Source organism: Collimonas sp. (assembly GCF_044339385.1).
Classification (GTDB): Bacteria; Pseudomonadota; Gammaproteobacteria; order Burkholderiales; family Burkholderiaceae_D; genus Collimonas.
Genome location: NZ_JBIIVN010000005.1, coordinates 13,014 through 35,184, shown reverse-complemented (window position 1 = coordinate 35,184; position 22,171 = coordinate 13,014). Strand labels below are relative to the sequence as shown.

Here is a 22,171-nt window from a genome sequence, read left to right as displayed (position 1 = left end):
CGTTTACACAAAACTAATTACACCCTCGCGGATTTCAGAAACCGTGACAACTTCAAGATCGCCGTCTACTTCCACTGTGGCGGACTTGACCTGTATCCGGTTTCAATGACCCACAGAAAAGTCGGATGAATCAAAAAAGAAGGGGTTTCTACCTTGCGATGCACAATTCCGTTTGCTAAGATCAAGTCATTGATTGCCTGCTTGATTGCTGGTAATGGTAGCAATGTCTCCTCCACCCTCCCCGGGAGTGGATTTGAACCCGATGCGTCATAGCAGATCGGGTTTTCTTTTGCCCCGAGCCGTTCCCCGCAAGAACACTTTAATCCGCGCAGATTTACAACAATTCCTAGCGCAAATAGTAAATTTATTCAATCAAATTGACGCCAAGTCCTTGAAAAGGTTATAATTTGCGGGTTTTCCGGTTGCTCAGGAAAAGATAACAAGGAAGAGTCTGTCGTTAATGCGGCGCGCAAGCAAGGCAAAAATCGAGTGTAATCCGGTGTAAAACCCGGTCTGTGCCGATAGCGATGGAACCACCATTTGAGCGAATTAAACTAGTTAGGAAGTCAACATGAAAACTTTTTCCGCTAAGGGCCATGAAGTCCAGCGTGATTGGTTCGTGATTGACGCGACGGACAAAGTCCTCGGACGTGTTGCCAGCGAAGTGGCACTCCGACTGCGCGGCAAACACAAACCGGAATTTACTCCACACGTTGATACCGGCGATTTCATCGTCGTCATCAATGCAGGCAAACTGCGCGTCACTGGCGCCAAGGCAACCGACAAGACATACTTCCGTCACTCCGGTTACCCAGGCGGCATCTACGAAACAAATTTCCAGAAAATGCAACAGCGTTTTCCAGGTCGTGCGTTGGAAAAAGCGGTCAAGGGCATGTTGCCTAAGGGTCCGCTTGGCTACGCAATGATCAAGAAGCTCAAAGTGTACGCAGATGGTTCCCATCCGCACACCGCGCAGCAACCTAAAGCACTTGAACTCTAAGGAATAGACATGATCGGTAACTACAATTACGGAACCGGCCGTCGCAAGAGTGCAGTGGCTCGCGTTTTCATCAAGTCCGGCTCGGGCCAGATCGTCGTCAACGGCAAGCCAGCGAATGAATATTTTTCGCGCGAAACCGGTCTGATGGTGATCCGTCAACCACTGGAACTGACCAACCATGTTGAAACTTTCGACATCAAGGTAAACGTCAGCGGCGGTGGCGAATGCGGCCAGGCAGGTGCGGTGCGCCACGGTATCACTCGTGCTCTGATCGACTACGATGCAACCTTGAAATCGGAACTGTCGAAAGCCGGTTTCGTGACCCGTGATGCACGGGAAGTTGAGCGTAAAAAAGTTGGTCTGCGCAAGGCACGTCGCGCAAAACAATTCTCCAAGCGCTAATCTACGCTTTCAGAATATCGAAAAGCCACCAGGTTCGCGCCCGGTGGCTTTTTGTTTTTGAATCTAAGGTTTGTATTAAGAAGTAATGGCCGGCATGCAGTTGCGATGCTTGTTGTTGCTTTTTGGGAATGTTTATCTGCCCGAACAATTCATAGACTGATAAAATAGTGCGCTCTGGAGTGCGGCTTACGTCCCCGTTTGCGGCATCGAAGTGAGCGGACTATTTTTGCTGGCGAAGTTAACTAAACAAGTACGGAACAAGTGTGCGGTAAGCACAGTTCAATGCAAGGAAAAATGATGATCAAAGTCGGGATTGTAGGTGGCACGGGTTATACCGGCGTCGAATTGCTGCGTTTGCTGGCGACCCATCCGAATGTGCAACTGGAGGCGGTGACGTCGCGTAAGGAAGATGGGATGCCGGTGGCGGAGATGTATCCGTCCCTGCGCGGGCGCGTTTCGCTGGCATTTTCCGCTCCTGAAAAGGCGCGCCTGACTGATTGCGATGTCGTGTTTTTTGCGACGCCGCACGGCGTCGCCATGGCGCAAACGCCTGAGTTGCTGGAAGCCGGTGTCAAGGTAATTGATCTCGCCGCAGATTTTCGCTTGCAGGACACCGCGGTTTTTGAGAAGTGGTACAAGCTGGCGCACAGCTGCCCTGAATTATTGAAAGAAGCGGTATACGGCTTGCCGGAGTTGAATCGCGAAGCCATCAAGGGTGCGCGCCTTATCGGCAACCCGGGTTGCTATCCAACCACGATGCAACTTGGCCTGGCACCGCTGTTGAAAGCCGATGTGGTTGACGCCTCGCACCTGATCGCCGACTGCAAATCCGGCGTCTCCGGTGCTGGCCGCAAGGCTGAAGTCGCCATGTTGTTTTCAGAGGCCAGCGATAATTTCAAAGCCTACGGCGTATCCGGCCACCGGCATTCACCGGAAACGCTGGAGCAGTTGGGCAAGCTGACCGACAAGAAAGTCGGACTGTTGTTTACGCCGCACCTGGTGCCGATGATCCGCGGTATGCATTCGACCATCTATGCGCGCCCGACCAAAGAGATCGACAACGCGGCGTTGCAGGCGTTGTTTGAAGATGCCTACAAGGATGAGTCCTTTGTCGACGTCATGCCGTTCGGTTCGCATCCGGAGACCCGTTCCACCCGCAGCTCGAATATGCTGCGGATTGCCCTGCATCGGCCGAACGATGGTGATACCTTGGTCGTGCTGGTGGTACAGGACAATCTGGTCAAGGGCGCCGCTGGCCAGGCGGTGCAATGTATGAACCTGATGTTCGGATTGGAAGAAACCACTGGCTTGATGCATGTGCCGGTACTGCCATGATGCGCGCGGCTGGGGCATTGCCTGCGCATGTTGTTGAGCGACTGCTCCAGCTGTGATGAAGTACAAGTTGCGGGTTCGGCGCATGTCAATTTCGGCGCCAAAAATGACCGTAAAAAGCCATCTTCCCTGGCCATTGAAGGCTGCTTTTCTGACGCTGGTGTTAGGTTTCGGCGGAGCGCTGGCGATGGTGATCTATGATCTGGGACGTGATTTTACCGGTCATAAGCCGGCGTTGAGTAAGCAGAAGTTGGCAGAGTTGAATGATAAGATCAGCGCACTGACATTAGAGCGGGATCCTTTTTCAACGACTGTCAATGCGGCCGAAAGTCAGCTCAATATCGAAAAGGCAACGCAGGAACAATTAAGCCAGCAGATAAGGATGCTAGAAGCGGAAAATGCCAAACTGAAGGAAGACCTCGCGTTTTTCGAAGGTTTGTTGCCCAACGCGACCGGTAATCAGGGCATCACGATTCAGCGCTTGACTGCGGAATTGCTAACGCCGACGCAACTGCGCTATCGGATGCTGATAATGCAGGGTGGCAAGGGTAGTGGCGATTTTGTAGGTGAAGTGCAAGTTATGGTGACGGTAACGGTAGGTGGCAAAAATGTCATCCTGACGTTTCCCGCTGTGGGCGCTAAGGCGGGAGATCGGGCCGCTTATCGTTTGGATTTCAAGTATTACCAGTGGGTCGAGGCTATCCTGCCTTTGCCGGAAGGCGCGGTCGTCAAGGCTATTCAGGCCAAGGTTCTTGAAAAAGGACAGACGCGGGCGCAGCAAACTACAAATTTGTAAAGGAGGCAACATGTTCAACCGCAAAGCAAACAGCACCATTGAAAGCTTGATCGGTTCATCGACCAGCATTCAGGGCGATGTCCATTTCAAAGGCGGTCTGCGTATCGACGGCCATGTCAAAGGCAACGTAGTGGCTGATGTCAGCCTGCCGAACGTTCTGGTCATCTCTGAGAGCGGCAAGATCGAGGGCGAAGTGCGGGTAGCGCATCTGGTAGTCAATGGCGAGATCGCTGGTAACGTCCATTCGTCTGAACTGCTTGAATTACAGTCCAAAGCCCGCATAACCGGAGATGTGCATTACAAGGCGCTGGAGATGTATAGCGGCGCCTTAGTCAGCGGTAAGTTGACCCATGAACTAAGCGAAGCGGAGCCGGTATTGAAACTCGCCCTTTCGCAATCTGCCTGATCTCGTATTATTTGCGCGTCAGCTTCGTTTCAGTTTCGCATCAATTTTGTATCAGATTTGCTGCAATTTTGTATCAGATTTGCTGCAATTTTGTATCAAAGCCGCCGTTTCGGCGTTGCGCTGCATGATTCCGGCCAAGCGCCTACAATGCAGCATTGTATGTATTCCCGCAGGAGCCAAAAATGAATGCTGTCGCAGAAATCCAAGATGCAGTTGCATCCCCTATCGTATTCACTGATAGCGCCGCCTCGAAGGTTGCGCAGCTGATCGAAGAAGAGGGCAATCCAGACCTTAAATTACGCGTTTTCGTGCAGGGCGGTGGTTGCTCAGGCTTCCAGTACGGTTTCACTTTCGATGAAATCGTTAATGAAGACGACACCACAATGAGCAAGAACGGCGTGCAATTGTTGATCGATTCGATGAGCTACCAATATCTGGTCGGCGCCGAAATCGACTACAAGGATGATCTGGAGGGCGCGCAGTTCGTGATCAAGAATCCGAATGCAACGACCACCTGCGGCTGTGGTTCTTCGTTCTCGGCCTGATTCTGCAGCTGCTTAAAAAGGACGCCGGGGAGAAATCCTCAGGCGTCTTTTTTTATGCAAAACGGCATCCTGTCAGTGTCCAGGATACAGCGCCCCCAGAATTCGGAAATCGCGCGCGCCCGTTACCAACGGTAAATTACCCGGCAAGCGCTGGTCGAAACGCTGGGCCAGCCAGGCAAATGCGATTGCTTCGACATGGTTCGGCGCAATCCCTAGGGCTTCGGTTGATTGGACGTTCGCTGCCAGGCCATGTCTTTGTAGTGCTTGCGCCAACTGCAGCATCAGATAAGGGTTATACGCGCCGCCGCCGCAGACATACACGGTTTCCACATCAGTTGCGTGGCGCATGATAGCGTCGGCGATGGTGGTGGCAGTCAAAGCGGCCACCGTTGCTTGTACATCGGCATTCGGAATCTGCGGGAAACTCTCCAAATGCTTGTCCAGCCAAGCGGCGCGGAAGAGGTCGCGGCCGGTGCTTTTGGGCGGTGGAGCGGCAAAATATTCTTCCTCGCGCAGTGAATTGAGTAGTGCCTGCGACGCTTGACCACTGGACGCCCACCGGCCGCTGGCATCGTAATCCTTGTCTTGATGGCGCTTGATCCAGAGGTCCATCAGCACGTTGCCGGGGCCGGTATCGAAGCCAATCACATCGCCGTTGACGTTCAGCACGCTGATGTTGGTGATGCCGCCGATATTTACAACCACTCTGGTTTGCTGCGGATCAGCAAAGACCGCATGGTGAAAGGCCGGTACCAGCGGCGCGCCTTGCCCGCCAGCGGCGATGTCGCGGCTGCGCAAGTCGGCGATGACGTCAACCCCGGTTAATTCGGCCAGTAGCGCCGGGTTATTGGTTTGACGCGTGAAGCCGAGTTCGGGGCGATGGCGAATGGTTTGGCCGTGGACGCCGATGGCGCGGATCTGGTCCGGCCGCAGGCCGGCATCGGCCAGCAAGCGTTCCACGCAGGCTGCGTAGTGGGTGGCCAAGGTATTGGCGACCAGCGCCTCCCGTTCAATTTCGTTGGTGCCGGGGCTTTGCAACGCCATCAGTTCCAGTCTTAAAGGCGCAGAAAAGGGCATGTAAGCCGATGCCAGAGTTGCCACCGGGTGTTGCGTCGGTGTGCTTTGGAATGCCGCGATGACGCCATCGACGCCGTCCAGACTGGTGCCGGACATCAGCCCGATGTAGAGGGCGCTATGAGGAGTTGAAGTAGGCATAATAAAACCGTTGTGGGGTTGGCTAATTTTACTAGCGGCCCGACAACGGTTCTGACTTTATTCAGGATTTGCCAGATATTATTTGTTCGCCAGGCAAATCATCAGTACTTATTTGGATGCAATTCTGGGGGCGGTTGCCGCGGCAATTTCGCTGCCGCTCAACAGGTTGAAGCGATGCGTGATGTCGGCGACGACCGTCTGGAAGCGCTGCAGCTCGGCACCTGCCAGTGGCGCTACGGTAGGTACCACCACCGACAGCGGGTCGCGCGGCTCGTTACTGACGCGGAATTCATAGTGCAAGTGAGGGCCGGTAGCCCAGCCGGTCATGCCGACATAGCCGATCACATCGCCCTGGCTGACCTTGGCACCTTTGCGCGAAGCTGGCGCAAAACGGCTCATGTGCGCATACACAGTTGAATATCTGCTATCGTGTTTGATGATGACGACATTGCCATAGCCGGTCTCCACGCCGGCAAAATCGATGGTGCCGTCGGCAGTCGCGTGGATCGGGGTGCCGCTGGAGGCGGCAAAATCGACCCCGGTGTGCCTTTTCCATTTGCCGAGGATTGGGTGCATGCGCATCGAGAAGCCGGACGAAATGCGGGTGAATGCAAGCGGCGATTTGAGGAAGGCTTTTTTCAGCGATTTACCATCGAATCCGTAATAGCCGCCGCCTTGCGCGTTGCTCGGATCGTCGAACCAGACCGCCTGGAACGGTTTGCCGGCATTCACGAATTCTCCGGCCAGGATACGGCCGGCGCGCAGGAACCGGCCGTTTTGCCAGAATGTTTCATAGGCGACGTTGAAATGATCGCCGCGCTTGAGATCTGATGCAAAGTTGATGTCGGTGCCGAACATGGCGACAATCTGCGAAGCCACGCCGTCCGGAATGTCGGCGGCGTCGGTGGCGGCAAACAAGGATGAGCGGATCACGCCGGTGTGCATTTCCACGCGGCGTTCGATGTCGGCGTTTTCCTGGCTGACACCGAATTTGTTGCCGTCACGACGAATCACCAGGTTGCTGGTGGTGCCGCCGTCGGTGATGGTGGTGCGCAGCGTTTGCAGTACCCCGTTGTTAGCGGTTTGGGCCTGCACCGTGGTGCCCGGCTTGAGGCGCAATATGGCCCGTGCAGAACCGTCGGACCTGATGAAGCTGCTGGCAGCGTCATCGTCGACGCCAAGACGACTCAGCAGGCTTGCCAGTGTGTCACCGGCGCGCATCTTATCTTCGGCGAAGTACAGTTGCTGCTGGGCTTCAAGCTTGGCAATCTGCTCATTGAGGCTAGGTAATTGTAGCTCTGCGGAAATCGCCCGGACCGGGATGTCCTCGGGATCCGTAGCAATCGGCGCAACGCCGGCAGCGCCAAAAGCGATTAAAGTCAGCAACGCTGCCGAGGCGGAAACAATGCGGGTTTTGCGGGAAGAACCGGTAACGCGTGCGATCGCCAGCCTGAAAAGCAACTTGATGTCGGAACGCAAGTGAATGAATTTATCTTTAGGATACATGCAATACGTTAAAATTTGCCGTTTGCTACCGATTCTCGTGCTGTTGATTTTTGGAACGACTTGCGGCGGGATTAAAAAGGATGGGGGATTATACCTTACCCGCAGCAGTGACTTTAAAGGATCGTTCGGATTTGCGCCAGCGCCTGCTTCGACTTGCTTGAGGTACAGAAGCAAGCACCACTTTTTAGATTTTACTTTCGCTGAATATATGGCTCAAGTTTCTCAAACCGCATCACCGACGGCAGCAGGACCTGCTGTTGAAAATACTCCTCTGACCCTGTCTGATCGAACCAAAGAAGCTTTGGAAATTACCAAGCGCGGCGTCGACGAATTGCTGATTGAGAGTGATTTTGCGCGCAAGCTGCAACGCTCTGAACAAACCGGCAAGCCGTTGCGCATCAAGCTCGGATTGGATCCGACTGCGCCCGACCTGCATCTTGGCCACACCGTGGTGCTAAACAAAATGCGCCAGTTGCAGGATCTCGGCCACAACGTGATTTTCCTGATCGGCGATTTCACTTCGATGATCGGGGATCCGTCCGGACGCAATGCGACGCGGCCGCCGCTGACGCGTGAACAGATCGAGGAAAACGCCAAGACGTATTTTGCCCAGGCCAGTCTGGTGCTGGACCCGGCCCGCACGGAAATCCGCTATAACTCGGAATGGTCGGACAAGCTCGGCGCGCGCGGCATGATTGAACTGTCGGCCAAGTACACCGTGGCGCGTATTTTGGAGCGCGAAGATTTTACCAAGCGCTTCAAGGCCGGTACGCCGATCTCGGTACACGAACTGTTGTATCCGCTGATGCAGGGTTATGATTCGGTGGCACTGAAATCCGACCTGGAACTGGGCGGTACCGATCAAAAATTCAACTTGCTGGTAGGGCGCGAGTTGCAAAAAGATTACGGCCAGGAGCCGCAATGTATCTTGACCATGCCGTTGCTGGAGGGCCTGGACGGGGTCGAGAAGATGTCGAAGTCGAAGGGCAATTACATCGGTATCACTGAGCCGGCCAACACCATGTTTGCCAAGGTGATGAGTATTTCTGACGTCATGATATGGCGTTACTACGAGCTGCTATCGTTCAAATCGCTGGCGCAGATTGCCGGCTACAAGGCACAGGTCGCGGACGGCCAGAATCCGCGCGACATCAAGGTTGCGCTGGCCCAGGAAATCGTCGCACGTTTTCATAGTCTGCAAGCCGCCGAAGAGGCGCTGGCCGATTTCAACAATCGCGCCAAGGGCGGCATTCCGGACGATATTCCGGAACTGACATTGCGCGGCGCACCGCTCGGCATTGGCCAGTTGCTAAAGCAAGCCAATTTGTGCCCATCGACCTCGGAAGCGCTGCGTATGGTGGAGCAGGGCGGCGTGCGGATTGATGGCGCCGTGATCAGCGACAAGGGCTTGAAAGTCGAAGCCTCGACCTTCGTGATTCAGGTCGGCAAGCGCAAGTTCGCGCGCGTGACCCTGGCTTGATTACCACATGATCGGTTTGTTACAACGCGTCAGCACCGCCAGCGTGCTGGTCGATAGTGCCGTGGTCGGCGCGATCGAGGGCGGTTTGATGGTGTTGTTGTGCGCCGAGCGCGGCGACAGCGAGAAAGAGGCCGATGCGTTGCTGACCAAGCTGCTTGCCTATCGCGTGTTCAGCGACGAAGGCGGCAAGATGAATCGTAGCCTCAGCGATGTTGGCGGCGAGTTGCTACTGGTGCCGCAGTTCACGTTGGCGGCGGATACCCGATCGGGAACCCGTCCTTCGTTCACGCCGGCGGCCGCGCCCGAAGATGGCCGCCGCTTGTTCGACTATTTTGTCGCGCAGGCTGTAAGCCGCCATCAGCGAGTGGCAACCGGCCGTTTTGGCGCCGACATGAAAGTGTCGCTGACCAATGACGGTCCGGTGACATTCTGGCTGCGGATAAAGCCGCCGACGGCAAAGGTATAGATGATTTTTGTTGTTGTTTGACAACGCCGCATTAACGCCGCATTGATTGCCCGAGGCTTATCGCGCAACCTTAGAGGCCGTCGGCGCTGCTTGTCGACTAGCGTTAATGCCGCCCGCCTGCGGATCCTGGCGCATGCGTCGATTGTCTGCATCGATATCCTGAAACCGGCTTTGTAAAAGCCAACCAAGGCAGCGTATCAAGTCATGTCAACTACCGAAATCTTATTGATCCGCCACGGCGAAACTGACTGGAACCTGGAGCGTCGCCTGCAGGGACACCTTGACATCCCACTCAATCCTGAAGGTCTGCGCCAGGCAGAGGCGCTGGCCAGACATCTGGACGGCGTTGCGCTGGATGGCATTTTTTCCAGTGACTTGCAGCGCGCAAAGCAAACCGCGTTGCCGCTGGCGCGACGTCTCGGCATCGATGTGACGATCGAGCGCGGGCTGCGTGAGCGTTGCTACGGTGCGCTGGAAGGCTTGCGCTACCCGGAGGCTGCGGAGCGTTATCCCGCAGCTTATGCGGCGCTGATGGCGCGCGACCTCGATGCCCGTTTTCCTGCCGGGGTGCATGTCGCCGAAACCGTGCGCGAGTTTTCGCAGCGCACGGTCGATACGTTGCTGCGCTTGCTGACGAGCGCTAGTTTTGGACGCATCGCGGTGGTTACCCATGGCGGCGTACTCGATTATATTTATCGCTTAGCCCACAATCTGCCGCTGGATCAGCCGCGCGGCTGCGACGTCTTCAATGCCAGTATCAACCGCCTGACATGGCGGCCGGACCAGCCGCGACAATTGCGGGTCGAAGGCTGGGCCGATGTGGCGCACCTGGAGCATATGTCACTGGATGAAATCGGCTGACCCTGGTGTTTAACCATGATGCAGCAGAGCGGTGTGCTAGTGTTTATGTTAAGCGTCTGATTGCCGCCCGACGAACTGTTATAAAACTGTATAAGCAATTTTGTAAGTCGCCGCGATAAAATTTGTATGCGTGTGCTAGCCTTGTCGGCAAGAATTAAAACAATATTGGGAGCTCAGGTGTCAGCATGAAACTCAATCTCTTTCCCCGGACGCAACGCGGTGCTGACACAAAGCCGCTGGCGGAGTCTGGCGGCAGTAAAAAAACCTTGCCGCTGGCAGCGGCGCTCAGCGATGAGCAAATCAAGCTGGTGGGCGTGCTGCACCAACTTCTGCAAATGTTGCCACAAGCTTATAGCGGTCGCGAAAGCATCAAGCGGATGTGTCAGATGATTTTGCCGGCTAGCCCGCATATTCGACTGGTATGGGTGGGGTTTTGTCAGGACGATTCCGGGCCGACGATCAAGCCGACGGCAGTCGTTGGCAGGGCGGTGGGTGAAGTTGAACATTGGCATTTAGCCAATGATTGTTTCGACTACGCGACACCGTTTGTTCAGACTGTTGATTGGGATGCCGGTCTGGAAAGCGATTTCCATGCGCTGTTTGCGCCCTGGCAGGCGCATCCCGAGACTTGCACGGTGAAGGCAGCTCTTGCTATTCCGCTGCGATCGGAGAAGGCGCGCATGCGCGGCATGATGGTGTTTTATGCCGATACTGAAGATTATTTTTCTGAAACCGGGTTTGCCTCGTTCCAGGCTTTCGGGCATGTCGGCGAAGTGATCTGGAAGCAATCCAATTTGTCGCACCTGCTGACCCGTCAGGCGCAGTTCGATTCACTGGCCGGATTGCTGACGCGGCGGCGGATCGCACATGTCTATGATGAGGCGGTGGCGACGGATGAGTCGGCGCTATCGATCTTATATTGCCGGCTGGACGACTTCCACAAGATTAACGATTTGTACGGCTGGGCCGTGGGTGATAATATTCTGTCCGCTTTTGCCAAGGATACCGCCGCGCAGTTGCGCATAACCGACAGCGGCGGCCGCTGGCATGCCACGGATTTCCTGTACGTGTTGCCGGCTACGGATGCACTCGACGCGAAGAGTCTGGGGGATGCGTTCGTGAATCATTTCATGCATCACCCCGTCAATGTAGAAAACTGGTCAATCCGGCTAACCTTATCGGTCGGCGTTGCCACTTACGGCGCAGACGGCCGTGGGCTGGATGAGCTGATCCACTACGCGACACAACATTTGCGAGGCCCTAGCGGCGCGCAGGATGCTGAAATTTGATTTGACCAATAACGGCTCAGATTAATCCGCTTGCTGCTGCAATCGCGATAAGATAGCGGCTTTCCGCTGCAATTTCAATCCAGGTTATCGAAACGCCATGAACCTTGGCCCTTATATTATTCGCAACAATGTCTTCGTGGCACCCATGGCGGGTGTCACAGACAGGCCTTTCCGGCAACTTTGCAAGGCGTTGGGGGCCGGCTACGCGGTCTCTGAGATGGCCGCCTCCAATCCTCGTCTGTGGCAGACCGAGAAAACCTCGCGACGCATCAATCATGACGGTGAAATGGAGCCGCGCGCGGTGCAGATTGCCGGTGCCGATCCGCTGATGCTGGTGGAGTGCGCAAAATACAACGTTGATCACGGCGCGCAAATCATCGATATCAACATGGGCTGTCCGGTCAAGAAAGTTTGCAACAGCTGGTGCGGTTCTGCTTTGCTGCAAAATGAGCGCTTGGTTGCGCAGATTCTTGAGGCGGTAGTGCAAGCGGTAGACGTGCCGGTTACGCTGAAATTCCGGACCGGCTGGGATCGCCTCAACAAAAATGCGTTGACTATCGCCAGATTGGCGCAAACCAGCGGCATCGCCATGCTGACCTTGCATGGCCGCACCCGCGCTGACGGTTACAGCGGCGATGCCGAATACCAGACGATTGCGGCCGTCAAGGCTGCGGTGAATATCCCGGTGGTCGCCAACGGCGATATCACTACGCCTGAGAAGGCGCGTCAGGTGCTGGAGTTTACCAAGGCCGATGCCATCATGGTCGGCCGCGCTGCGCAGGGCCGGCCCTGGATTTTCCGCGAGATCGATCATTACCTGCGCACCGGCGAATACCTGCCGGCACCGCTAGTCTCAGAAGTGCAACATTTGATGGACGAGCATTTGCGTGCGCATTACGGATTTTATGGGGATTACTTGGGGGTGCGTACCGCCCGCAAGCATATTGGCTGGTACGTGCGTGATTTGCCTGGGGGTGAGGCATTTCGGCAACGCATGAACCTGCTAGAAGACTGCGGCCAACAGTTGGCGGCGGTAAATAGCTTCTTTGAATCGCAGTTTGCGTTTGGGGAGCGGTTACAATACCGGGTGGCCGAGCAGATGCTGGCGGCCTGAATCAGATCAACAGGGCTTACGCAACAGGTCGTTGGAGACAATCGTCGGCGACGACGGTAATCATGCACGGTGACGCTATGTCCGGTAGCCGGCGAGACTCGATGTAAGTCCTCAAAAAAAAGAACAGTCAAAAGAATGAGCAAAGAAAGTATCCAAGACGTGGTCAGGCAAAGCCTTGAGAAATATTTCAAGGATCTGGGCGAACAGCCGCCGTCGAACGTCTACGACATGGTGATTTCGACGGTTGAAAAGCCGGTTCTGGAAGCCGTGATCGCACGCGCCGACGGTAACCAGTCACATGCGGCCGAAATGTTGGGCATCAACCGCAATACCTTGCGCAAGAAGCTGCAGCAACACGGTCTTTTGTAGTTTTTAGGCAGAATGTCGGGCGCGCCGGTCGCGTCCGGTCAGCAGGTTATTCAGTGCTGCGACAGGGCCGGCAGTACCGTTCGGCAGTGCAGTCTTGCCCCAGCGGGATTAACGCCGAGAGCATGGCGCAGTTCCTCAAGGGATACCGCGCTTTCGCCGCAATGATGTATTTATTCGTTTTTCTTCTCGTCATTCATCATCACTTCCAGAGTTTTCATTATGATTAAACAAGCCCTCATTTCCGTATCCGACAAAACCGGGATTCTCGATTTTGCAAAAGAGTTGTCGGCGCTGGGTGTGGATATTCTGTCGACCGGCGGTACCGCTAAGCTATTGGCCGATAACGGCATCAAGGTAACCGAAGTCGCTGATTACACAGGCTTTCCGGAAATGCTCGACGGCCGCGTCAAGACCTTGCATCCGAAAGTACACGGCGGCATTCTGGCGCGCCGCGATTTTCCAGAGCATGTTGCCGCCTTGGCGCAACACCAGATACCGACCATCGACATGGTGGTGGTCAACTTGTACCCGTTCCAACAAACCATTGCCAAGGAACATTGCTCGCCGGAAGATGCAATCGAGAATATCGATATCGGCGGCCCGGCCATGCTGCGCTCGTCGGCGAAGAATCACAAGGATGTGATCGTCCTGTGCGATCCTAGCGATTACGCTGCTGTACTCAGCGAGTTGAAAGCTAATGACGGTGAGGTCGGCTACGGTACCAAGTTTGCACTGGCCAAGAAGGTGTTTGCCCACACCGCGCAATACGATGGCGCGATCACCAATTACTTCACCTCGCTGGGCGAGGACAAGCAGCACGCCACCCGCAGCTCCTATCCTGCGACCTTGAATCTGCATTTTGAAAAAGTGCAGGAAATGAGCTACGGCGAGAATCCGCATCAGTCGGCAGCGTTTTATCGCGACACCCGCCATGTCGAAGGTGCGCTGGCGAACTACAAACAGTTGCAGGGCAAGGAGCTGTCTTACAATAACATCGCCGATGCTGATGCAGCGTGGGAGTGCGTCAAGACCTTCAACGAAACCGCTTGCGTCATCATCAAGCACGCCAATCCTTGCGGCGTCGCCATCGGCGGCAATCCACTCGAAGCTTACAGCAAGGCGTTGCAAACCGATCCTACCTCAGCCTTTGGCGGCATCATCGCCTTCAATCAGGAGCTTGACGGCAATGCTGCCGAAGCGGTCGCCAAGCAATTCGTCGAAGTGATCATCGCCCCATCGTTTACCGAGCAGGCCAAGCAGGTTTTTGCCGCCAAGCAGAATGTCCGCCTGTTGCAAATCCCGCTGGCGCATGACATCAATTTGCACGACTTCAAGCGTGTCGGCGGCGGTTTGCTGGTGCAGTCGCCGGACGCCCGCAACGTCGCATTGAACGAATTGAAGGTGGTCAGCAAGAAGCAGCCAACCCAGCAGCAATTGCAGGACCTGATGTTTGCATGGCGCGTCGCCAAGTTCGTCAAGTCGAACGCCATCGTATTCTGCGGCAACGGCATGACGCTGGGCGTCGGTGCCGGTCAGATGAGCCGGGTGGATTCCGCCCGTATCGCGTCGATCAAGGCGCAGAATGCCGGTTTGTCGCTGGTCGGTTCGGCGGTCGCCTCAGATGCGTTCTTCCCGTTCCGCGACGGTCTGGACGTGGTGGTCGATGCTGGCGCGACGTGCGTGATTCAGCCGGGCGGTTCGATGCGCGACCAAGAGGTGATCGATGCTGCGGATGAACATGGCGTCGTCATGCTGCTCACCGGCACCCGCCACTTCCGTCATTAATAACCGGCTGCGCTTCGTGGCCGGCGCCGCGCATCGATTGTCGGCTGATTTGATGCCAAAGCCGGCCGTTAGCGTGGGCACGTTGTGCTCACGCGGTTGCCGCGCTAACTGTCCGATCAGTCACGGTAATGTGTGACTGCAATTTACCTACTCTGCGGGCTTTGATGCAAGTGCCATATGAAAATCCTCGGTATTGATCCCGGTTTGCGGACGACCGGCTTCGGCATTATCCATAAGCAGGGCCATAAGCTTAGCTATATCGCCTCAGGCACGATCAAGACGCCGGATGCTGATTTGCCGCAGCGCCTGAAGGTGATATTGGCGAGCGTTGCGGAAGTTATCCGCACTTATACGCCTGACTGCTCGGCAATCGAAAAAGTCTTCGTCAACGTCAACCCCCAATCCACTCTGCTGCTAGGGCAGGCACGCGGCGCTGCGATTTGTGCGCTGGTCGGTGCTGACTTGCCGGTGGCAGAATACACAGCCCTCCAGATCAAGCAGGCGGTGGCTGGACATGGCAAGGCGCAAAAACAGCAGGTTCAGGACATGGTGCAGCGCTTGCTCCTGCTTCCCGGCTTGCCCGGAACCGATGCTGCGGATGCGTTGGCGGTGGCGATTTGCCATGCGCACAGTGGCGATGCGCTGGCTCACCTAAGCGCGCTGGCGCCAGGCCTGGCAAAAAAAGGCTTGCGTGTGCGCGGAGGGCGCTTGATCGGTTAAACAGATGGTGCCGCCGACCGTTATAAATGGTGTTCATGTGTTTTCTGTTATTTCGTCAAATTTTTTCGCATCATCCCCTCTCGCATCACTTATCCCGCACCAATCATTCACCAACTTCCTTCTTTATCCGCGATCTGTGGCATTTTAAGCCTCTGCAAGGTACTTCCAATTGTGAATTATTGTGTCGCCAGGGCTCGCACATACATGTATATATCTAAGAGCCGACCTTTACATCATCCGGTAAGTCCTTCATTTATTTGATAATTCAATGTAAGAAGCTGGGCGGTTAATCTTTAAATAGTCGCGCTAAGTCATTGACTTTACTTGAATATTTTGTGTGAGCTCGCTGCAAATGGCTTGACCTAGAATAGTGCATCCTCTAAAGTGGGCGAAAGTGTGGAAAAGTGTTTTTTTGTGGGGTGTTTCAGGCTCCGCAAATAAAGTTTTTTCGAAATCCAGCAATTCAAAAAAGGAGTATGTGCGGTGTTTCAAGGGGCCTCGGCATTAAATCTCGATGCGAAAGGAAGGATGGCAGTGCCATCCAAGCATCGTGACGCGCTGACGGTCCAATGTGAGGGGCGCTTGACACTCACGAAGCACCCGCACGGTTGCCTGCTGTTGTTTCCGCGCCCGACCTGGGAAAGCCATCGCGAGCAAATCGCTGCGTGGCCGATGTCGGCGCGCGCCTGGCAGCGTATTTTCCTGGGTAATGCATCCGACGTTGAGCTCGATTCTGCCGGGCGGATTCTGGTCGCTCCGGAATTGCGCTCCGCGGTCGGTTTGACGCGTGAAGTGATGTTGCTGGGGATGGGCAGCCATTTCGAGATTTGGGACGCAGCCAAGCTGGCTGAGAGCGAGTCGCAAGCAGTTGCGGCTGGTATGCCCGAAGTGTTAAGTGATTTTTCGTTCTGACGGACCTGCCATGAGTGAACAAGTGGTGCCCGAATTCCAGCACCGCACAGTGTTATTGGATGAGGCTGTCAGTGCGTTGGCAATCGAAGGCCCGCGGGCGGATGGCATTTACGTCGACGGCACCTTCGGACGTGGCGGGCATAGCCGCAAGATCCTCGAAAGCCTCGGGCCGCGCGGCCGTCTGATCGCTTTCGACAAGGACCCGCAGGCGATCGCCACTGCCGCCAGCATTGCTGATCCGCGCTTCGACATCGTGCACGACAGTTTTGCCACGATGGCGCAGGCGTTGCAGGAAAAAGGAATTGAAAAGGTCGATGGTGTTCTGTTGGATCTGGGGATTTCATCGCCGCAGGTCGACGATGCCAGTCGTGGTTTCAGTTTTCGCGCTGATGGCCCGCTCGACATGCGGATGGATACAACGCGCGGCATCTCGGCAGCGGAATGGCTGGCCAGCGCGGATGAACAAACAATCGGAAAGGTGGTACGTGATTATGGGGAAGAACGGTTTGCTGTTCAGATTGCAAAGGCGATTGTTGCTGGCCGCGCAGTCCGGCCAATTAATGGCACACGACAGCTTGCCCAGATCGTGGCAGGCGCCGTCAAGACCCGTGAGAAAGCCAAAGACCCGGCCACTCGCACCTTTCAGGCTATACGGATTTTCATCAATCAAGAGCTTGAAGAACTCGAGGTAGTACTGGATCAGGCATTTCGGCAGATGGCCCAGCAAGGGAGATTAGTCGTGATCAGCTTTCATTCGCTGGAAGGCCGGATCGTCAAGCAGTTCATGGCTTCCAAAGCCCGGCTGCCGCAGCCCGACCGTCGCCTGCCGATTCGTGCGGTTGATCTGCCTCAGCCGGAAATGAAACTGCTGGCGCGGATCAAGCCTTCCGACGTCGAAGTTGCGGACAACCCGCGTGCCCGCTCTGCCATCATGCGGGTCGGTGAACGCCTGGCAGGCGCTGCGTCTTCCGGAGCAGATAAGTGAGCGGGCGCCTCAATTTTGTCCTGGTGCTGGCACTGGTGTTGTGCCCACTGGCCTTGGTCAACGCTCAGTATCAGGCGCGTCAGTTGTTCATTGAACTGGAGCGTGCGGCCAGCCAGTCGCGGCAATTGGATATCGAGTGGGCGCAATTGCAACTCGATCAATCGACTCTCGGTAAGAATGCCCGGATTGAAGCCAGCGCAACCCGCGATCTGAACATGGTGCCATTGACGCCTGCCCGCACCCAATATCTGACGGTGGGGGGCAAATGACCCGCAATCCTCCGCGCACGTCTCATACTGCGCGCGTCGCTGCCGGTAAAGGCGTGCCGTTTTCATCGAGCCCGGTGCTGAAAGTCAAATTGCCGGTATGGCGTTCGCGCGTGGTGTTATTTGCGTTGCTCGCAGCATTCCTGACGCTGATCGCGCGGGCGCTGTGGCTGCAAGGTATGTCAACCGATTTCCTGCAAAAGCAGGGGGCTTCGCGTTATGCGCGCACGTTGGAGTTGCCGGCCACGCGTGGCAAGATTCTCGACCGTAATGGTCAGGTGCTGGCGTCGTCGGTGCCGGTCAAGGCGATCTGGGCGATTCCCGACGATGTCAAGGATGCACCGAAGGAAAAGTTACAAGCGCTGGCCAAGCTGCTTGACATGACTGATGCCGAACTTGGCAAGAAGCTCGATTCCGACCGCAATTTTGTGTACCTCAAGCGCCAGGTCGAGCAGGACACTTCTGACAAGGTCATCAAGCTCGGTATCGATGGCATCGAAACCCGCAAAGAATACAAGCGCTTTTATCCGGAAGGCGAGGTGATGGCGCACGTGGTCGGCTTTACCAATGTGGAAGACGCCGGTCAGGACGGTATGGAACTGTCGCAGCAAAAGACTTTGGCCGGCACTACCGGCAGCCGCCGTGTAATCAAGGATCGTCTCGGCCGTATCGTTGAAGATATCGAGGCTGTCAAGGAGCCGTATGACGGTAAGGATCTGGTACTGTCAATCAATAGCAAGATTCAGTACATCGCCTTCACCCAGTTGCAGGAAGCGGTGGAGAAGTTCAAGGCCAAAGCCGGTGCCATTGTGGTGGTTGACGCCAAGAGCGGCGAGGTGCTGGCGCTGGCTAACCTGCCCAGTTACAACCCGAACGACCGCTCGGTACTGACCGGCGCGCAGCTACGTAACCGCGTCATGACCGATACCTTCGAGCCGGGTTCGACCTTGAAGCCGTTCACTATCGCGCTGGCGCTGGACACCAATCGGGTGCAGGCTACCACCACCTTTCAGGTGCCGGACAAGATGACCATCGGCACTGCCACCATCGGCGATTCGCATCCGCATGGTTTGCTTACCATGAGTGTGGGCCAGATCATTCAGAAATCGTCCAATCTCGGCACTGCCCAGATCGCATTGAAGATGCCGGTCGAGGAAATGTGGGAAATGTTTACTACCGTCGGCTTTGGACAACAGCCTAAGTTTGGGTTCCCGGGCGCGGTGGCGGGGCGTGTGCGTCCGGCTAAATCGTGGCGGCCGATCGAACAGGCAACCATGAGCTATGGACACGGGATTTCGGTGTCGCTGATACAGATGGCGCACGCCTATACGATTTTTGCCCGTAACGGCGATTTGATCCCGCTGTCGTTCCAAAAAATTACTACGCCGCCGGTCGGGCAGCGGGTAGTGTCGGAAAAGACAGCGCTGACCGTGCGTGCCATGCTGGAGCGCGTCACGGCACCGGGCGGCACGGCACCGAAGGCGCAAGTCCCGGGTTATCGGGTTGGCGGCAAAACCGGTACTGCCTACAAGATCGAAGGCGGCAAATATGTCCGCAAATACATCGCCGACTTTGTCGGCTTTGCGCCAGCTTCCGACCCGCGCCTTATCATCGCTGTGATGATAGATGAACCGTCGGTCGGTTCGCATTACGGTGGCGATGTTGCCGCGCCTGTATTTGCGACGGTTGCCGCGAATGCATTGCGGGCCTTGAATGTGCCGCCGGATACCAGTGTCACAGACATCATCATCCCCACGGATGGGCCGCAGGAGGGCTTGTGATGATAGGCAATACAGCGCAATTGCAGGAAATACAGGAGTGGCTGGCGGCAGTGATTCCGTCCGGCGCGCAGTTGGCGTCAGACTCGCGTCGGGTAAAGCCGGGAGATGTATTCTGTGCTTATCCGGGCGATGCCGCAGATGGTCGCGCCTTCATTGAGCAGGCCTTGAAAAACGGCGCCTCCGCGGTACTTTACGAAACTGCAGATTTCAATTGGGACGCAGCATGGAGCGCACCGCATCTTGCTGTAAGCGAGCTCAAGATGCTTGCCGGCCTGATCGCCAACTACCATTATGGTCAACCTGACAAGGGCATGCAGATTGTTGCCGTCACTGGCGCCAATGGTAAGACTTCGTGCACGCAATGGCTGGGACAGGCGTTGTCGCATCTGGGACAAACTACCGGCGTCATCGGTACCTTGGGGGTCGGGATTTTCGCCCAGGGCCAGCGCGGCGAATTTGAAGAAACCGGTTACACCACGCCCGATGCGGTCCTCCTGCAGCGGGCGTTGAGCGATATGCGTAGCAAAGGCGTCAGTGCGTTGGCGATTGAGGCGTCATCGATCGGTCTGGATCAAGGCCGTCTGAACGGTATGCATGTCGATATCGCACTGTTCACCAATTTCACGCGAGACCACCTGGATTATCACGGTGACGAGCAGCATTATGAAGCTGCCAAGCGCATGCTGTTCGACTGGCCAGGATTGCAACAGGCGGTGCTGAATCTGGATGATGCGATGGGCATGCGTCTGGTGCAGCACATGCAGCAGAAAACCCCTGTCATGCCGCTGATCGGCTACACGGTGGAGGGTGCGACGGTCCCGGGCGTGGCGGTATTACGTGCCTCGGCGATCCGCACCAATGCCAGCGGAACGGCGTTTTACGTTGATTCGCCGTTTGGCCCCGGCCAGATAAAAACGCAATTGGTGGGTTTGTTCAATGTCAGTAATGCATTGGGCATTCTGGGTGTGTTGTTGGCCAAAGGTATCGCATGGGGAGCCGCACTCAAGGCGATTGAACTGTTGGTTGCGGTGCCGGGTCGAATGCAGCAGTTCGGCGGCCAGGATGCGCCGCTGGTGGTTATTGATTATGCGCATACGCCCGATGCCCTGCAGAAAACCCTGATGACCTTGCGCCAGGTCGCGCAGCAACGCAGCGGTGAGTTGTGGTGCGTGTTCGGCTGCGGCGGTGATCGCGATCCCGGCAAGCGGCCGCAGATGGGCGCTGTCGCAGAGTTGGCCGATCACGTCATTGCCACCAGCGACAATCCGCGTAGCGAGGAGCCGGGCGCCATCATCGCCCAGATCATAGCCGGAATGAAAGAGCCGCAAAACGCACTGGCATTGGAAGACCGCGCTGCTGCCATCCTGTGGGCGGTACGCCATGCGGCCAGGGCCGATGTGGTGTTGTTGGCGGGCAAAGGGCACGAAACTTATCAGGAAATAAAAGGAAAGAAATTGCCGTTCTTAGATGCCGACCACGCCGCCGTCGCTCTCGCCGCGCTCGCTACGATGAAGGGCGGCCACACATGAAAACCTCTTTAGCGCAATTGCAATCGTGGTTGGGGCTTGAGGTCATCGCAGGTGCTGACGAAAGCGCGCAGCTGAAGATCAGTGGCTTGTCCACAGACAGCCGTGCTGTGAACGCTGGCGATTTGTTTGTTGCGTTGCGCGGCGAGCATTTCGACGCCCATGATTTTCTCGCTCAGGTGATCGCGCGAGGGGCCGCTGCGGTGCTGGTGGAGCGCGCTGCGCCTGAGCTGGCGGTTCCGGCGCTGGTTGTGCCGGACACCCGCGCTGCGCTGGGGACGATCGCCAATCGCTGGCGTCGTCAATTTGCGCTGCCGCTGATCGCTGTCACCGGTAGCAACGGCAAGACTACCGTTAAGGAAATGATCGCGGCGATTCTGGTTGCCGCGTTCGGCGCCGACAAGGCATTGGCGACGCGCGGTAATTTCAATAATGAGATCGGCCTGCCGTTAACCCTGCTGCGACTCGATGCCGGGCATCGCGCTGCCGTGGTTGAACTGGGGATGAACCATCCTGGTGAAATTGCCGTGCTGACCGCGATTGCCGAACCCGTTGTGGGGTTGGTCAATAACGCTCAGCGCGAACATCAGGAGTTCATGGCGAGCGTGGCCGCAGTTGCAGAGGAAAACGGTAACGTTATCCGCGGCTTGCCGTCCAACGGCATCGCTGTGTATCCAGCCGACGATTTATACACTGATTTATGGCGTGGTTATGCGGCCCAAAAAGGTGGCAGCATGACGTTCGGGCTGAGTGCCGATGCGGATGTCAGCTGCAGTTATGGCGCCGTGTCCAATGGTTTCGGCAGCGAACTGGCGGTGAGCGCCAAGACCGCCGATGGCGTCCAGAACTTCGCGGTGCAACTGGCAGCCGCAGGCGAACACAATGTGCGCAACGCGCTTGCGGCAATTGCATGTGCATTAGCGATCGGCGTCGACGCTGCGGCGATAAAACGCGGCCTGGAAACCTTTGCCCCGGTCAGCGGGCGTTTGCAGCGTAAGTTGGCCACAGCAGCCGGTTGCCCCGGCGCTCTGGTCATCGACGATACCTATAACGCCAATCCGGATTCGGTGCGGGCGGCCATCGATGCGCTGGCGCAAGCCGATGCGCCACGTTTGTTGGTGCTGGGAGACATGGGCGAGGTCGGCAACGAAGGCCGCAAGTTTCATCAGGAAATCGGCGCTTACGCGCAGCAACGCGGCATTAACCAATTATTTACGCTGGGGGGCATGGCTGCCGATGCAAGCGCCGCCTTCGGTTCGCAGGCACAACATTTTATTGACATCGCAGCGCTGCTAGCCGCGCTCGACGTCGTCATGACACCGGATACCACGGTGCTGATCAAAGGCTCACGCTTCATGAAAATGGAGCGCGCAGTTCAGCATCTGGTCGGTATAACTTCCGAGGGGATTCACTAA

The 22,171-nt window shown here is 56.2% G+C and carries 22 protein-coding genes; 20 read left to right on the top strand and 2 right to left on the bottom strand.

Features of this window, described 5'->3' with window-relative positions; translation table 11 throughout:
• Positions 1-571: 571 nt before the first annotated feature.
• The 6 genes from rplM to erpA all read left to right on the top strand — a co-directional run bounded on the left by rplM (position 572) and on the right by erpA (position 4,481).
• Positions 572-1,000 carry a 50S ribosomal protein L13 gene (rplM, locus tag ACIQ0R_RS00955; RefSeq protein ID WP_014007943.1) on the top strand — a complete coding sequence of 143 codons (429 nt, stop codon included), beginning with the start codon at positions 572-574 and terminating at the stop codon, positions 998-1,000.
• 9 nt (positions 1,001-1,009) lie between these two features.
• Entirely contained in the window at positions 1,010-1,402 is a 393-nt protein-coding gene (gene rpsI, locus ACIQ0R_RS00950) for a 30S ribosomal protein S9 (RefSeq protein ID WP_395822786.1), read from the top strand.
• A gap of 297 nt (positions 1,403-1,699) precedes the next feature.
• A complete protein-coding gene (argC, locus tag ACIQ0R_RS00945; protein WP_395822789.1) occupies positions 1,700-2,737 on the top strand; it encodes an N-acetyl-gamma-glutamyl-phosphate reductase in 1,038 nt (345 codons plus the stop codon).
• Between the two features lie 55 nt (positions 2,738-2,792).
• Positions 2,793-3,530 carry a DUF6776 family protein gene (locus tag ACIQ0R_RS00940; protein ID WP_395822784.1) on the top strand — a complete coding sequence of 246 codons (738 nt, stop codon included), beginning with the start codon at positions 2,793-2,795 and terminating at the stop codon, positions 3,528-3,530.
• A 10-nt stretch (positions 3,531-3,540) separates the two neighbouring features.
• On the top strand, positions 3,541-3,936 hold the full coding sequence (locus tag ACIQ0R_RS00935; RefSeq protein WP_395822782.1) for a polymer-forming cytoskeletal protein: 396 nt from the start codon (positions 3,541-3,543) through the stop codon (positions 3,934-3,936).
• 182 nt (positions 3,937-4,118) lie between these two features.
• Positions 4,119-4,481, top strand: a complete 363-nt coding sequence (erpA, locus tag ACIQ0R_RS00930) for an iron-sulfur cluster insertion protein ErpA (RefSeq protein ID WP_061534639.1) — start codon at positions 4,119-4,121, stop codon at positions 4,479-4,481.
• 72 nt (positions 4,482-4,553) lie between these two features.
• Here the strand turns inward: erpA and ACIQ0R_RS00925 are convergent, their stop codons facing one another.
• Both ACIQ0R_RS00925 and ACIQ0R_RS00920 read right to left on the bottom strand, forming a co-directional pair.
• Complete coding sequence (locus ACIQ0R_RS00925) at positions 4,554-5,696, bottom strand: anhydro-N-acetylmuramic acid kinase (protein WP_395822780.1); 1,143 nt, start codon at positions 5,694-5,696, stop codon at positions 4,554-4,556.
• Positions 5,697-5,804: 108 nt separating this feature from the next.
• On the bottom strand, positions 5,805-7,202 hold the full coding sequence (locus tag ACIQ0R_RS00920; RefSeq protein ID WP_395822778.1) for a peptidoglycan DD-metalloendopeptidase family protein: 1,398 nt from the start codon (positions 7,200-7,202) through the stop codon (positions 5,805-5,807).
• A 208-nt stretch (positions 7,203-7,410) separates the two neighbouring features.
• Between ACIQ0R_RS00920 and tyrS the strand changes: the two genes are divergently transcribed.
• The 14 genes from tyrS (at position 7,411) to murF (ending at position 22,171) form a co-directional block, all read left to right on the top strand.
• The gene (tyrS, locus tag ACIQ0R_RS00915; protein WP_395822776.1) at positions 7,411-8,682 is read left to right on the top strand and encodes a tyrosine--tRNA ligase; all 1,272 of its coding nucleotides are present in this window, start codon (positions 7,411-7,413) and stop codon (positions 8,680-8,682) included.
• Between the two features lie 7 nt (positions 8,683-8,689).
• On the top strand, positions 8,690-9,148 hold the full coding sequence (gene dtd, locus ACIQ0R_RS00910) for a D-aminoacyl-tRNA deacylase (protein WP_395822774.1): 459 nt from the start codon (positions 8,690-8,692) through the stop codon (positions 9,146-9,148).
• Between the two features lie 204 nt (positions 9,149-9,352).
• Positions 9,353-10,009 (top strand): histidine phosphatase family protein, encoded by a 657-nt coding sequence (locus ACIQ0R_RS00905; RefSeq protein ID WP_395822772.1) that lies wholly within the window; start codon positions 9,353-9,355, stop codon positions 10,007-10,009.
• 185 nt (positions 10,010-10,194) lie between these two features.
• Complete coding sequence (locus tag ACIQ0R_RS00900) at positions 10,195-11,298, top strand: GGDEF domain-containing protein (RefSeq protein WP_395822770.1); 1,104 nt, start codon at positions 10,195-10,197, stop codon at positions 11,296-11,298.
• Positions 11,299-11,395: 97 nt separating this feature from the next.
• Complete coding sequence (gene dusB, locus ACIQ0R_RS00895; RefSeq protein WP_395822768.1) at positions 11,396-12,412, top strand: tRNA dihydrouridine synthase DusB; 1,017 nt, start codon at positions 11,396-11,398, stop codon at positions 12,410-12,412.
• A 135-nt stretch (positions 12,413-12,547) separates the two neighbouring features.
• Positions 12,548-12,781 carry a Fis family transcriptional regulator gene (locus ACIQ0R_RS00890; RefSeq protein WP_395822766.1) on the top strand — a complete coding sequence of 78 codons (234 nt, stop codon included), beginning with the start codon at positions 12,548-12,550 and terminating at the stop codon, positions 12,779-12,781.
• A 219-nt stretch (positions 12,782-13,000) separates the two neighbouring features.
• Positions 13,001-14,566 (top strand): bifunctional phosphoribosylaminoimidazolecarboxamide formyltransferase/IMP cyclohydrolase, encoded by a 1,566-nt coding sequence (purH, locus tag ACIQ0R_RS00885; protein WP_395822764.1) that lies wholly within the window; start codon positions 13,001-13,003, stop codon positions 14,564-14,566.
• A 177-nt stretch (positions 14,567-14,743) separates the two neighbouring features.
• Positions 14,744-15,286, top strand: a complete 543-nt coding sequence (ruvC, locus tag ACIQ0R_RS00880) for a crossover junction endodeoxyribonuclease RuvC (RefSeq protein WP_395822762.1) — start codon at positions 14,744-14,746, stop codon at positions 15,284-15,286.
• A gap of 483 nt (positions 15,287-15,769) precedes the next feature.
• Positions 15,770-16,198, top strand: a complete 429-nt coding sequence (mraZ, locus tag ACIQ0R_RS00875; RefSeq protein WP_395822760.1) for a division/cell wall cluster transcriptional repressor MraZ — start codon at positions 15,770-15,772, stop codon at positions 16,196-16,198.
• 10 nt (positions 16,199-16,208) lie between these two features.
• Entirely contained in the window at positions 16,209-17,183 is a 975-nt protein-coding gene (gene rsmH / locus ACIQ0R_RS00870) for a 16S rRNA (cytosine(1402)-N(4))-methyltransferase RsmH (RefSeq protein ID WP_395822758.1), read from the top strand.
• Positions 17,180-17,452 carry a cell division protein FtsL gene (gene ftsL, locus ACIQ0R_RS00865; RefSeq protein ID WP_395822756.1) on the top strand — a complete coding sequence of 91 codons (273 nt, stop codon included), beginning with the start codon at positions 17,180-17,182 and terminating at the stop codon, positions 17,450-17,452. Before rsmH ends, ftsL begins: the two co-directional genes overlap by 4 nt.
• Positions 17,449-19,230, top strand: a complete 1,782-nt coding sequence (locus ACIQ0R_RS00860; protein WP_395822754.1) for a peptidoglycan D,D-transpeptidase FtsI family protein — start codon at positions 17,449-17,451, stop codon at positions 19,228-19,230. The genes ftsL and ACIQ0R_RS00860 overlap by 4 nt, the downstream gene beginning before the upstream one ends.
• A complete protein-coding gene (locus ACIQ0R_RS00855; RefSeq protein ID WP_395822752.1) occupies positions 19,230-20,759 on the top strand; it encodes a UDP-N-acetylmuramoyl-L-alanyl-D-glutamate--2,6-diaminopimelate ligase in 1,530 nt (509 codons plus the stop codon). Before ACIQ0R_RS00860 ends, ACIQ0R_RS00855 begins: the two co-directional genes overlap by 1 nt.
• Positions 20,756-22,171 (top strand): UDP-N-acetylmuramoyl-tripeptide--D-alanyl-D-alanine ligase, encoded by a 1,416-nt coding sequence (gene murF / locus ACIQ0R_RS00850; RefSeq protein ID WP_395822750.1) that lies wholly within the window; start codon positions 20,756-20,758, stop codon positions 22,169-22,171. Before ACIQ0R_RS00855 ends, murF begins: the two co-directional genes overlap by 4 nt.